General features: G+C 68.6%; 16 protein-coding genes. 7 read left to right on the forward strand and 9 right to left on the reverse strand.

Annotated elements, in window-relative coordinates; translation table 11 throughout:
- Positions 1 to 95 precede the first annotated feature (95 nt).
- Positions 96 to 620, forward strand: a complete 525-nt coding sequence (locus Q7V15_RS05305) for a CinA family protein (RefSeq protein WP_304754381.1) — start codon at positions 96 to 98, stop codon at positions 618 to 620.
- Here Q7V15_RS05305 and Q7V15_RS05310 read toward each other — a convergent pair.
- Positions 617 to 1,204, reverse strand: coding sequence for a TetR/AcrR family transcriptional regulator (locus tag Q7V15_RS05310; RefSeq protein ID WP_304754384.1), 588 nt, complete (start codon positions 1,202 to 1,204; stop codon positions 617 to 619). The two genes, Q7V15_RS05305 and Q7V15_RS05310, sit on opposite strands and share 4 nt — an antisense overlap.
- A 122-nt stretch (positions 1,205 to 1,326) precedes the next feature.
- Here Q7V15_RS05310 and Q7V15_RS05315 point away from each other — a divergent pair, with 122 nt between their 5' ends.
- The gene (locus Q7V15_RS05315; RefSeq protein WP_304754386.1) at positions 1,327 to 1,506 is read left to right on the forward strand and encodes a hypothetical protein; all 180 of its coding nucleotides are present in this window, start codon (positions 1,327 to 1,329) and stop codon (positions 1,504 to 1,506) included.
- Here the strand turns inward: Q7V15_RS05315 and Q7V15_RS05320 are convergent.
- The gene (locus Q7V15_RS05320) at positions 1,503 to 2,309 is read right to left on the reverse strand and encodes an RNA methyltransferase (RefSeq protein WP_304754387.1); all 807 of its coding nucleotides are present in this window, start codon (positions 2,307 to 2,309) and stop codon (positions 1,503 to 1,505) included. The two genes, Q7V15_RS05315 and Q7V15_RS05320, sit on opposite strands and share 4 nt — an antisense overlap.
- A 107-nt stretch (positions 2,310 to 2,416) precedes the next feature.
- Between Q7V15_RS05320 and Q7V15_RS05325 the strand changes: the two genes are divergently transcribed.
- Positions 2,417 to 3,673: a cytochrome P450 gene (locus Q7V15_RS05325; protein ID WP_304754389.1), complete on the forward strand. Its 1,257-nt coding sequence runs from the start codon at positions 2,417 to 2,419 to the stop codon at positions 3,671 to 3,673.
- A 105-nt stretch (positions 3,674 to 3,778) separates the two neighbouring features.
- Complete coding sequence (locus Q7V15_RS05330) at positions 3,779 to 4,453, forward strand: spermidine synthase (protein ID WP_304754391.1); 675 nt, start codon at positions 3,779 to 3,781, stop codon at positions 4,451 to 4,453.
- Positions 4,454 to 4,489: 36 nt separating this feature from the next.
- On the opposite strand, the gene Q7V15_RS05335 is transcribed toward Q7V15_RS05330, so the two are convergent.
- Both Q7V15_RS05335 and Q7V15_RS05340 read right to left on the reverse strand, forming a co-directional pair.
- Positions 4,490 to 4,663, reverse strand: coding sequence for a hypothetical protein (locus Q7V15_RS05335; protein ID WP_304754392.1), 174 nt, complete (start codon positions 4,661 to 4,663; stop codon positions 4,490 to 4,492).
- 17 nt (positions 4,664 to 4,680) lie between these two features.
- Positions 4,681 to 4,866 carry a hypothetical protein gene (locus Q7V15_RS05340; RefSeq protein WP_304754394.1) on the reverse strand — a complete coding sequence of 62 codons (186 nt, stop codon included), beginning with the start codon at positions 4,864 to 4,866 and terminating at the stop codon, positions 4,681 to 4,683.
- 101 nt (positions 4,867 to 4,967) lie between these two features.
- Between Q7V15_RS05340 and Q7V15_RS05345 the strand changes: the two genes are divergently transcribed.
- Complete coding sequence (locus Q7V15_RS05345) at positions 4,968 to 5,444, forward strand: hypothetical protein (RefSeq protein WP_304754404.1); 477 nt, start codon at positions 4,968 to 4,970, stop codon at positions 5,442 to 5,444.
- On the opposite strand, the gene Q7V15_RS05350 is transcribed toward Q7V15_RS05345, so the two are convergent.
- Both Q7V15_RS05350 and Q7V15_RS05355 read right to left on the reverse strand, forming a co-directional pair.
- Complete coding sequence (locus tag Q7V15_RS05350; RefSeq protein ID WP_304754396.1) at positions 5,441 to 6,169, reverse strand: dienelactone hydrolase family protein; 729 nt, start codon at positions 6,167 to 6,169, stop codon at positions 5,441 to 5,443. The genes Q7V15_RS05345 and Q7V15_RS05350 overlap by 4 nt on opposite strands.
- A 13-nt stretch (positions 6,170 to 6,182) precedes the next feature.
- Complete coding sequence (locus tag Q7V15_RS05355) at positions 6,183 to 6,953, reverse strand: SDR family NAD(P)-dependent oxidoreductase (RefSeq protein WP_304754397.1); 771 nt, start codon at positions 6,951 to 6,953, stop codon at positions 6,183 to 6,185.
- A 181-nt stretch (positions 6,954 to 7,134) separates the two neighbouring features.
- Between Q7V15_RS05355 and Q7V15_RS05360 the strand changes: the two genes are divergently transcribed.
- Both Q7V15_RS05360 and Q7V15_RS05365 read left to right on the forward strand, forming a co-directional pair.
- On the forward strand, positions 7,135 to 8,334 hold the full coding sequence (locus Q7V15_RS05360) for a parallel beta-helix domain-containing protein (protein WP_304754398.1): 1,200 nt from the start codon (positions 7,135 to 7,137) through the stop codon (positions 8,332 to 8,334).
- A complete protein-coding gene (locus Q7V15_RS05365) occupies positions 8,331 to 9,404 on the forward strand; it encodes an SO2930 family diheme c-type cytochrome (RefSeq protein WP_304754399.1) in 1,074 nt (357 codons plus the stop codon). The genes Q7V15_RS05360 and Q7V15_RS05365 overlap by 4 nt, the downstream gene beginning before the upstream one ends.
- Before the next feature lie 5 nt (positions 9,405 to 9,409).
- Here Q7V15_RS05365 and Q7V15_RS05370 read toward each other — a convergent pair whose 3' ends face one another.
- From Q7V15_RS05370 to Q7V15_RS05380, 3 genes are read right to left on the reverse strand one after another with little or no spacing between them, the layout of a single operon-like run.
- Positions 9,410 to 10,186: an ABC transporter ATP-binding protein gene (locus tag Q7V15_RS05370; RefSeq protein ID WP_304754401.1), complete on the reverse strand. Its 777-nt coding sequence runs from the start codon at positions 10,184 to 10,186 to the stop codon at positions 9,410 to 9,412.
- Positions 10,183 to 11,175, reverse strand: a complete 993-nt coding sequence (locus Q7V15_RS05375; RefSeq protein ID WP_304754402.1) for an iron ABC transporter permease — start codon at positions 11,173 to 11,175, stop codon at positions 10,183 to 10,185. Before Q7V15_RS05375 ends, Q7V15_RS05370 begins: the two co-directional genes overlap by 4 nt.
- Complete coding sequence (locus Q7V15_RS05380; RefSeq protein WP_304754403.1) at positions 11,172 to 12,041, reverse strand: ABC transporter substrate-binding protein; 870 nt, start codon at positions 12,039 to 12,041, stop codon at positions 11,172 to 11,174. The genes Q7V15_RS05375 and Q7V15_RS05380 overlap by 4 nt, the downstream gene beginning before the upstream one ends.
- Positions 12,042 to 12,131: the final 90 nt, after the last annotated feature.

The following is a 12,131-nucleotide window of genomic DNA, read 5'->3' on the forward strand; positions in this document are numbered from 1 at the left end:
ATGGGGCTAACGAGCGGCCTCCGATCAGAAAATCAAGGGGAACCGCGGCGCCACGCGGCGGGTTGCTGCAGTTCTCTCGCCTCGGAGCTCCCACCATGACCGAAGCCTTGGCCCTTTCCGCGCCCCGTCAGATCGAGAATCTGGCTGAGCAGGTCCTGAAACTGGCCTGTGACCGGGACGTCAAGCTCGCCACGGCGGAAAGCTGCACCGGTGGGATGCTCGCAGCGCTTCTCACTGACATTCCGGGTTGCAGTCATGCTTTCGAGCGAGGCTTCGTCGTCTATACCGACGAAGCCAAACATGAACTCCTGGGGGTGTCCCAGCAGGTCCTCGCCGAGGACGGCGCGGTGTCTGAAGCCGCGGCCATCGCCATGGCGGAAGGCGCCCTGGCCCGCTCCCGCGCCGAGGTCGTCGTCGCCATTACAGGGTACACCGATCCCGGACCCAAGCCTGAGGAAGAGGCTGGCCTGGTGCATTTCGCCGCGGCCCGCCGCGGCTGCGGGCCGCAGCACAGGATGGTGCGGTTCGGAGCGTTGGGACGCGATCGGGTCCGCGAGGGCGCCCTAGAGACCGCCTTGCAGATGATGCGCCAGCAGCTTGAGGCGCCTGAAGGCCCCTAGCGACGGCCGAACAGAAGCTCGAGCCCTTGGATGACGTCTTCCATCAGCTCATCCTCGCCTTGGGCGTCCGAGGACCTCAGCGAGGCCGCCCCATGGCCGCAGGCCCAGACGGCTCGGGTGATTTTGTCGATCTGGGCGCTGTCCTTGCGGGCCGGCAGGGCGACGGCGACGGCGGCCTGAAGGACTGAAAAGCAGCGATCGCGCGCGGCCTCCACCGCGGGATGGGCGGCGACGAGGGGATCAAACATCAGCCCAAACAGGGCCGCGTCGCTCCGCGAGAAAGCGAAGTAGGCCCGGGCCAGGGTGGCGATACGCCTGCCCTCCCGGGCCGAGGCCTGGGCCTCGGTCAGGCGTCTCTCCAGATCATGAAAGCCCGAGGCCGCCAGCTCCGACAGCAGCTCCGCCTTTCCAGAATAGTGATGATAGACCGAGCCTGCGGCGATGCCTGTCCGGGCCGCCAGGGCGCGCAGGTTGAGGTGAGACACCCCGCCCTCCTCCACGATGGCGCGGGCCTCCTCAAGGAGTTGCGCCCGGAGATTGCCCACGTGATAGCGTCGGCGCGCGGTGATGTCGGACCAGGCCATGTGGCTCCAACCATGGAATTTTCCCGCTGGATTGAGCCGCACAACTGGGCGCAAGTCCAGGGTCCTGGGAACCGGCGGGGCGCCACGGCGTTGATTTCGTCCAGAGACTTGGATGAAGGACCATGGCCCAGGCGCTTACCCCTGATCGCTACGACCCCTATGATTCTGGCCGCAATCACCCTGTGAGGGCCCGGGGTCGTTCGCCCCGCCAGAGGTGGCCGGTGCGGCGCAGCGTGATGTTCGTCCTTGCGGCTTCGATGGCGCTTTGGCTGCTGATCCTTACGCCCGCCCTGGCCCTCTAGCGCCCCGCCGCCAGGTGATGCAGGACGACGCCGCTGGTGGTGGCGACGTTCAAGGAGTCGAACCCCCCCGCCATCGGGATGCGCAGAGTGCGGCATCGGGCCAGGATGGCCTCGGGCAGCCCCGGTCCCTCGGCCCCCAGAATGATGGCCGTGCGCTGCGCCGGCGCATAGGCCTGGAGCGTTTCGGCGCCGGACGGGCTCAGGGCCAGCACCTCAAATCCATGGCGTTCCAGCAGCGCCACCATGTCCTCCCCCGGCGCCAATCGGGCGAACGGTTGAATGAGGGCCGCCCCTACTGAGACCCGGATCGCCTTGCGGTAAAGCGGGTCGCAGCAGCTCGGATCCAGCAGCAAGGCGTCAGCCCCAAAGGCCGCGGCGTTGCGGAAAATCCCGCCCATATTGTCGTGATTTCCGATCCCATGGACGACAACCACCACCGACCGCGGCCCCAGGCCGGCCAGAAGAGTCTCCGCCGAGGGCGTTTCCCGCCGCCGCCCGACCCCGAGCAGGCCGCGATGAATCGGGAAGCCGACAATGGCGTCCATCACCCCCTGCTCAGCCACATAGATCGGGGCCGCTACGGTCTGTTCGCCAATAAGGTCCAGCAGGCGCGCCACCCGATCCCGCGCCGCCAGCAGGGCAAGAGGCTCGCAGAGGGGTGAGGCCAGCAGATGGCGCAGGACCACTTCGCCCTCGGCGACAAACAGACCCTGGCGTCCCACCAGATCACGTTCGCGCACCTGCAGAAAGGGCTCCACCCGGGGGTCGGACGGATCGGTGATGGGCGAGAAAGGCGGGGGCAAGGAACCCTCCTCCGGCGCGGGCGGCGAAACACGCCCTGGGCGAACGGTAAAAGTTGACGCCGGCGTCATCTTTAGACTATCGTAGGTGAAAATCTGGAGGATTCCCTATGGCTGACGGTACGGTTGATATTCTGAAGGACGCGCGGGCCAAGGCCTACGCCACCCCCCTTGATCAGCTCAATCCGGCCCAGCCTGAGCTGTTCCAGGCCAACGCCATGTGGCCGATCTTCGAACGGCTCCGCAAGGAAGACCCGGTCCACTACACCGCCGAGAGCGAGTACGGACCCTACTGGTCGATCACCAAGTACAACGACATCATGGCGGTGGACACCAACCACCAGGTCTTCTCCTCCGAGCCCGGCATCACCATCGCCGACCAGGATGGCGAAGAGGGCCCGCTGCCCATGTTCATCGCCATGGACCCGCCCAAGCACGACGTCCAGCGCAAGACCGTCAGCCCCGCCGTCTCGCCGATGAACCTGGCCATCCTCGAGCCGCTGATCCGCGAGCGCGCCGCCAAGATCCTCGACAGCCTGCCCATCGGCGTGGAGTTCGACTGGGTCGACAAGGTGTCGATGGAACTGACGGCCATGACGCTCGCCACCCTGTTCGACATGCCGCAGGAAGACCGCCGCAAGCTGACCTACTGGTCGGACGTGGTCACCGCGGTGCCGGGCCATGGGCTGATCGACACCCTCGAAGAGAAGATGCAGATCTTCATCGAGTACCATGGCTACTTCACCGAGCTGTGGAACCAGCGGGTCAACGCTCCGCCTGCCGGCGACCTGATCTCCATGCTGGCCCATGGGCCTGAGACGCGGAACATGACGCCCCGGGAGTATTTCGGTAACATCGTGCTGCTGACCGTCGGCGGCAACGACACCACCCGCAACACCATCACCGGCAGCGTTTACGCCCTGAACCAGAACCCCGACCAGTACGCCAAGCTGCGGGCCAATCCCGACCTGATCCCGTCCATGGTGTCGGAGACCATCCGCTGGCAGACCCCGCTGGCCCACATGCGTCGGCGCGCCACCCAGGACTTTGAGATGGGCGGCAAGACCATCAAGCAGGGCGACAAGGTCGTCATGTGGTACGTCTCGGGCAACCGCGACGACGAGGTCATCCATGACCCCGACAGCTACATCATCGACCGCGAGCGTCCGCGTCAGCACATCTCCTTCGGCTTCGGCATCCACCGCTGCGTGGGCAACCGCCTGGCCGAGCTGCAGCTGAAGATCATCTGGGAAGAGATCATGAAGCGGTTCCCCGACATCCAGGTGGTGGAAGAGCCCAAGCGCGTCTTCTCCACCTTCGTGAAGGGCTATGAGTCGATGAAGGTGGTTATCCCCACGCGCCTCTAGGCCCTGCGCCTCATCTCCAGTGGGCGTCACAAGGCCCCGTCGTCCCAGCCGGACGGCGGGGCTTTTGCTTTTGTGAGGCGGGCCCTCTGAGGCTATGCCAAGCCCATGAAACCTTGGATCCACCTGGACTCCGCCCAGATGCCCGACGGCGGCGGCGAGCTGCGGCTGATGCGGCGCGACGTCGAATTCTCGATCATGGCCGGACCCATCGAACTGATGAACAGCCGGCTCAGCGGCTCGGAAGAGGCGCTGGCGACTCTCGCCTGGGCGCGGCTGGCGGGTCGGTCGGCGCCAAGGGTGCTGATCGGCGGGCTCGGCATGGGGTTCACCCTGCGCGCGGCCCTGGCCGTCTTGCCGGCTGACGCCCAGGTCACGGTGGCCGAGCTGGTTCCTGAGGTCATCGCCTGGGCCCGCGGCCCCCTGGCCGAGGTCTTCAAGGGCTGCCTGGAGGATCCCCGCGTCACCGTTCTCCAGGGGGATGTCGGCCCCCTGATCGCCGCGGCGCCCGCCGCCTGGGACGCCATCCTGCTGGACGTGGACAATGGCCCCGAAGGCCTGACCCGCAAGGCCAACGACAGCCTGTATGATCTGCCGGGCCTCGCCCGCGCCCAGACCGCCCTGAGGCCCGGCGGCGTCCTGGCCGTCTGGTCGTCGGCCCCCGATGAGGGCTTCACCCGACGCATGAAGCGGAGCGGTCTGGCGACCGAGGTGGTGAAGGTGGCGGCGCGCAAGGGCGGCCGCGGCGCCCGGCACGTGATCTGGCTGGGGGTTCGGGGCTAGGGGGGTCCGGACGCGGGAGGCAGGTGTTGGGAGACCCTAGTCGTCGATCCCGGCGCGCAAGGGGTCCTGACCGGTCAGCCCCTCAATGTGCCGGCGCTGCTGGCGAACCCGTTCGCGAAGGGGAACGGACGGGGCGTCTTTCGCGTCCTGCGCCTTGTCGGGGTCCGCCTCGTCCTGCGGCGAGGATTGGTGGGCTGGCTCGCTGTCCATCGACATCCTTCCTGAAACTAGCGCGGACCGATGTCGAGGCCGTCAGGACCCTTCTCGACATCGTTCTGCAAGGGATCGCCACGGTCGGGGATTTCCGGAATGTCCTGACCAGGGCGGCCGCCAGCAGGCAGCTCACTCGGCTGGGGCGGCCGGTCATCGGCGGGGTCGTGGGCGGGATCGGGGATCAGTTCAGGGTCAGGCATGGCGGCTCCTCTCAAGGCGGGCACGCCACCGGAACGCCTTGCCTTCAGGCTTGATCCATCGGGGCTGCTGAACCACCGCCCGCGCTCTGAGTTTAGCCGTGATGAAAAACCTCGGCCTGCTCCCGTCTGCTCTCATCGGCGCCGTCGCCAGCGCCCGCTCCATGACTCCCATGGCCACCCTGGCCACCGCCCGGCTCGCCGGAGGGCGGACCCCGGGAACCCTGGTCTTGCTGGACCATCCTCTGTTCAAGTTCGGCGCCCTGGCCATGGGCGCGGGCGAGCTGGTCGGCGACAAGATGAGGTCGGCGCCGGACCGCACCGTGTTCCTGGGCCTGCTGGCTCGGGTGATGAGCGCCGGGATCGCCGGCGCCGCCCTGGCCCCCCACGGGCGCGAACGGGCCGGCGCGGCGGTGGCCGTCTCGACGGCGGTTCCCCTGGCCTATCTCACCCTGGCCGGCCGCAAGCGCGCCATGGCCCAGATGGGCCAGACCCGCAGCGGCCTGCTGGAAGACGTGCTGGTCGTCCTGGCCGGCGCCGCCGTGGTCGCCCTGACCGTCAACCAGCGGCGAGCAGCCTAGCCGAGATTGCGGCGGAACAGGGTGATCAGGCGCTCCCAGTGCCGCTCGGCGGCGGCCTTGTCATAGGCCGCCCGCTGCGGGAAGGCGAAGCCGTGGGACGTGCCGGGATAGAGCTCCAGCTCGGTGGGCGCCGCCCGGGGCTCCAGGGCCTCGGCCAGGGCGCGGACGGTCTCCAGGGGCGCCCAGCGGTCGGTTTCGGCGCAGGCGAAATAGAGCTCGGCCTGCGTCTGATGGGCGACCCTGTGCGGGCTGTCATCCTTGTCGGTGACCAGATAGGTCCCATAGAGCGAGGCCGCCGCGGCGATCTTCTCAGGATGACGGGCCGCGGCGTTGATCGAGAACTGGCCGCTCATGCAATAGCCCAGGCAGCCGGCGGGACCTTTGCCCGCCATGGGGTCCTGGTCGGCGAAGGCCAGCAGGGCGTCGCTATCGGCCATGACCATGGGGATGGTCAGGCCATTCATCAGACCGACCATGCGCTCGCGGGTCGCCTCGTCATTCAGGTCGCCGATCTCCATCACGCCTTCCCGGTGATAGAGGTTGGGCAGCATGACGTAGTAGCCGACGGTGGCCAGGCGCCGGGCCATGTCGCGCAGCTCCTCGCGGATGGCCGGGGCGTCCATGAAGAACAGGATCACCGGATGAGGCCCGTCCCGCTCGGGGCGGACCACGAAGGTGGTCATCGGACCATCGGCCGTGGGGATCTCATGGGTGTGCTCGATCATGGCCCGCGCCTCCCTAGAAGTTCACGCGACTGGAGATGGCGCCGTCCACCAGCATGTTGATGCCGGTGGTGAAGGCCGAGCGGGGGCTGGCCAGGAAAACCGTGGCCGCGGCGATCTCTTCGGGCGTGGCCATGCGGCCGGTGGGATTGCGCTTGATCATGGCCTCGAAGAAGCCCGGCGCATTGGCCTTCACATTGCCCCAGACGCCGCCCTCGAAGAAGACGGTGCCGGGCGAGACGACATTGCAGCGCACCCCCTTGGCCGCGCCCTCCTTGGCCACCCCCTTGGCGTAGTGGATGAGGGCGGCCTTCATGGCGCCATAGGCCGAAGGCCCGCTGGCTTCGGCCGCCGAGACCGAGGAGGTGATGATGAAGGCCGCGTCGCCGCTGGCCGCGGCCGCCTTTTCGAGATGAGGCTTGGCCGCCTGATAGGTGCGCACCGCGCCCAGCATGTCGATCTCGAACATCGACCGCCAGTCGGCCTCCGAGCCGCCATTGACCAGGGCGCTGGCGTTGGAGACCAGGATGTCGAGCCCCCCCAGTTCCTTGGCGGCGTCCTCGATGAAGCCCGTGATCGCCGGACCATCGGCGATGTCCACCGCCCGGCCCCAGGCCTTGACGCCCTTGGCTTCCAGGGCCTTCACCGCCGCGTCCACGCCGTCCTGACCCCGGGCGCAGATGGCGACGTCACAGCCCTCCTCGGCCAGGAGTTCGGCTATGGCCAGACCGATGCCCCGGCTTCCGCCCGTGACAATCGCCTTCTTGCCCTTCAGCTGCATGTCCATGGCCGTCTCCTGTCCTTGAATGGATTGGCCGACAGTTACCCCTGTGACAGGCGAGGAGATCAACCCCCAGGCGGGCGATTCCTGATCAACGTTCTCTTTGCCGTTGCGCCCCTCCCCCGCCGCGGCCAAGCTGGAGTCCAAGGCCCGCCGCCCAGAGCCGGCCGCTTATGGGAGGATCATCATGCGAAGCTTTGCGCTCGCCCTTTGCGCCTTTGCGCTCGCCAGCCCCGCCTACGCCAAGACGCTCTCGGTAGCCCCAGGCCCAGACGCCCAGGAGGCGTTGCAGCTGGCCCTGCTCGACGCCAAGCCCGGCGATATGGTCGAGCTGGCGGCCGGCCGCTTCGAGCTCACCGACGGCCTGTCGCTGGATGTGGATGACGTCACCATCAAGGGCGCGGGGCCTGACGCCACCATCCTGTCCTTTGACGGCCAGCAGGGTGGCGCGGAGGGTCTGCTGATCACCTCGGACCGGGTGACGGTGCGCGACTTCGCCGTGGAGAATTCCAAGGGTGACGGGGTCAAGTCCAAGGACGCCGACCAGATCAGCATGATCAATCTGCGAGTCGAATGGACCGGCGGCCCCAAGGCCACCAACGGGGCTTACGGCGTCTATCCGGTGGGCTCGACCAATGTCCTGATCGATGGCGTGACCGTGCGCGGCGCCTCGGACGCCGGGGTCTATGTGGGCCAGTCGAAGAACATCATCGTCCGCAACAGCCTGGCCGAGTTCAACGTCGCCGGCATCGAGATCGAGAATTCCAGCAACGCCGACGTCTACGGCAACACGGTCACCCACAACACCGGCGGGATCCTGGTGTTCGACCTGCCCAACCTGCCAGTGATGGGGGGCCATTCGACGCGGGTTTACAGCAACAGGATCGTCAACAACGACACGCCCAACTTCGCGCCGGAGGGCAATATCGTCGCCAGCGTGCCGGTGGGGGCTGGGGTGATGATCATGGCCAACCGCAATGTCCATGTCTTCGACAATGAGATCGACGGCAACCAGACCGCCGCCATCATGCTGGTGGGCTACACCCAGGCCTTCGACGACGTGACCTACAACCCCATCCCCCGGGAGGTGGTGGTCCGCGACAACAGGATCGGCCGCAACGGTTGGGCGCCGGCCTTCCCCGGCGGGGCGGAACTGGCCGCCGCCGTCGGCGGAACCCTGCCCCCAGTGCTTTGGGACGGCGTTGCCCCGGAGGACGGTCCGCAGGCGATGCGGCTGACCGATGGTCCCGTCCTCAACCTGAACCTGCCCGCCGCCGGCGCCATGGATCAGGCCAACCCCTCGGTCACGCCGACCCTGGAGCGGGGCGAGATCACCGAGCCCCCCGCCGTGGTCCTGCCGGAAGCCCAGGCCGCGCTGGCCCCATGAGGCGCGCCCTGGCCGCCCTGGTCGGCCTCGCCGCCCTGGCCCTGAGCGGCGCCCAGGAGGCGCCGTCAGGCGTCCGCCTGGACGTCGTCGTGGCCGAGTCGCCGGCGGCCCGGCTGTCGGACTATGGCCTGTTCCAGGACGCGGGCGCCCGCTCGCCCAGTCCCCGGGTGACGCCCTATGAGCTGACCACGCCGCTGTTCAGCGACTATGCGGTCAAGCACCGCTATATCTTCACGCCAGATGGCAAGAGCGCCGCCTATCAGGCTGATGGTCCATTGGAATTTCCGGTGGGATCGGTGCTGGTCAAGACCTTCGCCTTTGCGCCGGACCTGCGCCAGCCCACGGTGGGCGAGCGCTATGTCGAGACCCGGCTGCTGATCCGAAAGGCCGATGGCTGGACGGCGCTGGCCTATGTCTGGAACGCCGATCAGACCGAGGCCGTGCTCAAGCGCACCGGCGGCCGGCTGGATGTCAGCTTCATTGACCCGTCTGGCGTCCCCCAGGCGATCAGCTATCTCGTGCCCAATCAGAACCAGTGCAAGACCTGCCATTCGGCCGATGGCGAGCTGGTTCCCATCGGCCCCAAGGCGCGCAATCTCAATCGCGACCTCGACTATGGCGACCGCACCCAGAACCAGCTCGCAGCCTGGCGCCGGCTCGGCCATCTGAGCGGCGGTCCGCATCCGGCTGAGGCGCCGCGCATGGCGGCCTGGGACGACATGTCCGAGCCCCTGGAGGCCCGCGCCCGGGCCTATCTCGATGTGAACTGCGCCCACTGCCACAGTCCCGCCGGCATGGCCTCGACCAGCGGTCTGTATCTGGGCGTTGATGAGCGCCGTCCGGTCCATCTCGGCGTCGGCAAGTCGCCCGTCGCCGCCGGACGAGGATCGGGTGGTCTCGCCGTCTCCATCGCGCCTGGGCGCCCGGATCGCTCGATCATGGTCTATCGCATGGCCTCGACCGACCCCGGGATCATGATGCCCGAACTGGGGCGGGCCCTGCCGCACAAGGAGGGCACGACCCTGGTGGCCGACTATATCGCCAGCCTCCAACCTGCGGCCTCGCCCTAAGGCCTTCAGCCCCAGCGGCCGAGGATTTCGACGCTGAACCCCTGAGGGGTGTCGCGGATCTTCGCCTCCACCCCATAGGCCATGGCCAGGACCTCAGGCGTCAGGGCCGCTTGCGGCGTCCCGTCAGCCAGCACCCGGCCCGAACCCAGCACCAGGATGCGGTCGGCGAGCCGCGCGGCCAGGGTCAGATCATGCAGGGTGACGATCACCCCGCAGCCTCGCTCATGAGCCATGCGACGGAAGAGATCGGCCGCGTCCAGCTGGTGGCGAGGATCGAGACCGGCCAGGGGTTCGTCGGCCAGCAGCCAGTCCGGCTCGCCAGCCAGGGCGCGGGCGATCAGGACTCGCGCCCGCTCCCCGCCCGACAGGGTGGTGACGTCCCGGGCCGAAAGGGGATGCAGATCGGCTGCGCTCAGGGCGCGTTCTACGGCCGCCTCGTCCTGGGCGCCCAACCCGCGGGCGCCTAGCCAGGGGGTGCGGCCCAGGCCGACCAGGGTGCGGACCTCCAGGCCCCAGGCGATCTCCGGCGTCTGGGGGATGAAGCCCAGGCGGCGGGCGCGCAGGCGTGATGGGATCTGGGCAAGCTGCGCCCCATCCAGGCTGACGGCGCCCTCATCGGGCGTGCGCAGGCCTGTGAGGCAGGCCAGCAGGGTCGACTTGCCAGCCCCGTTGGCGCCCAGAATGGCCACCACCTCGCCACTGTGAAACGTCGCATCAATCCCGTTGAGGATCGGCTTGCCCGCAAGGGCCAGGCGAAGATGTTCGGCCTGCAGTCGGCTCATGACAGCCTCCGCCGCTGCACCAGCAGCAACCCCAGGAAGAAGGGACCGCCCAGGGCCGCCATGGCCACCCCAAGCCGGACCTCGGCCGCCGAGGGGATCAGCCGCACGAGGATGTCGCCGGCCAGGACAATCACCGCCCCGCCAAGGGCGCTGGGCAGCAGAAGCCCCGCCGGTCGCGGGCCCAGGAAGGGACGCAGCAGGTGCGGGGTCACCAGCCCCACAAAGCCGATCACGCCGGTGACTGCGACGCTGGCGCCGGCCGCCAGCCCCACACCGAGGGCGAGCCACAGGCGGGTGCGGTTCAGACTGATCCCCAGGGACTGGGCGCCGGCCTCCCCCAGTGTGAGGGCGTCCAGGGCGCGTCCGGTGACCAGGAGCATGGCGAGCCCTGCGATCACGAAGGGTGTCGCCATCTGCAGATCGGCCAGGCTGCGATCGGTGAGCGAGCCCATCAGCCAGTTGACGATCTCATTCACCGCCCAGGGGTTTGGAGCCAGGTTCAGCGCCAGGGCGACGCCGGCGCCGGCCACGATGTTCAGCACCACGCCGGCCAGGACGAAGGTCACCGTCCCCGGCGCCGATCCCGTCAGGCCGATCAGGACCAGGACTCCGATCAGGGCGCCAGCCATGGCGCAGAGCGGCATCAGCCAGCCGATCGCCCCGAGCCCTGGGACATAGAAGCCGAAATAGAGCGAGATCACCGCCCCGAGGGCGGCCATGGAGGACACCCCCAGAACCCCCGGATCAGCCAGGGGATTTCGCGTATAGCCCTGGAGCGCGGCCCCCGACATGCCAAGCGCCCCCCCCACCACGATCGCCAGCAGGGTCCGGGGAATGCGCAACTCGGCGATGATGATCCAGCGGGGATCCTCGCCCCGCCAGGCCTCCAGCGGCACCCAGACCCGCCCGACGATGAGGCTGACGACGCCAAGAATGAGCAGCGTCGTGCAAAGCCCAATGATGACAAGCCGAAGCGGGAGACGTCTCATGCCACCCCCAGGGCGTTTCGCCGGGCGGCCGCCAGGGCCGCAGCGGTTTCGATCAGCACCGGTCCGCCGCAATAGAGCAGCCGTTGGGGGAAGGCCTCCCGACGCATGACGCCAGACATCCGCGCCAGGGCCGGATGGCTGAGAACCCGGTCCGCCCAGGTGGGCGCCCCAGGGGCGGGCGCCCCAGCCAGCAGGACCTGGGGGGGATCGGCGATGATCTGCTCCAGGCCAATATTGCCCCAGCGCCCCAGACCATAGCGGGCCGCGGCGTTCTCAAACCCTGTCCGGCGGAGCATTTCGTCTGTCAGGGTGCCGGCGCCGGCGGCGAAGCCATTGGCCTGATAGACGATGGCGCTCAGCCTGGGGGCGCCGGGCGGCGGCGCTGCGGCGGCCAGGGCGGCTTCGATCCGGGCGATAAGCGCCTCCCCTCGGACCGGCTGGCCGATCCGTTGGGCGACGTGGCGGACCTGGGCCAGGCTGTCGAGCACCGTATGGGGCACGTCGAACAGGGCGGTGGGCACCCCGAGCCGGGCCAGGACCTGCCGGGTGGCCGGGGCTGAGTGCTGGCTCATCAGCACGAGGTCGGGGCGGAGGGCGACCACCTCTTCGGCGGTCTCGTATGTGATGGGGATGTCCCGCGCGAGCTGCGCCAGGGTCGAGGCCTCCGGGTCGCGGGCATAGTGGGTGAGGGCCGCGATCTGCGACCGGTCAGCCACATGAAACAGGATCACGTCCAGGCAGGGGTTGAGCGACACCACCCGCTGAGGCCGGGGGGCCGGAGCAGCGCCGGCAAGGCCCAGCGCAAGGCCCCCCACCGCCGTGCGGCGGGTGAGACGTCCCTGGCCCTGCCCTACCGGCGCCGACATCAGAACCGCGCCCGGACGCCCAGCGCCCCGAAGCGGCCAAGCTCGCCATAGCCGCGGGTGGAGGGATCACGGTCGTCGAACACGTTCTCC

The sequence above is a fragment of the Phenylobacterium sp. genome (assembly GCF_030651755.1).
Lineage (GTDB): Bacteria > Pseudomonadota > Alphaproteobacteria > Caulobacterales > Caulobacteraceae > Phenylobacterium.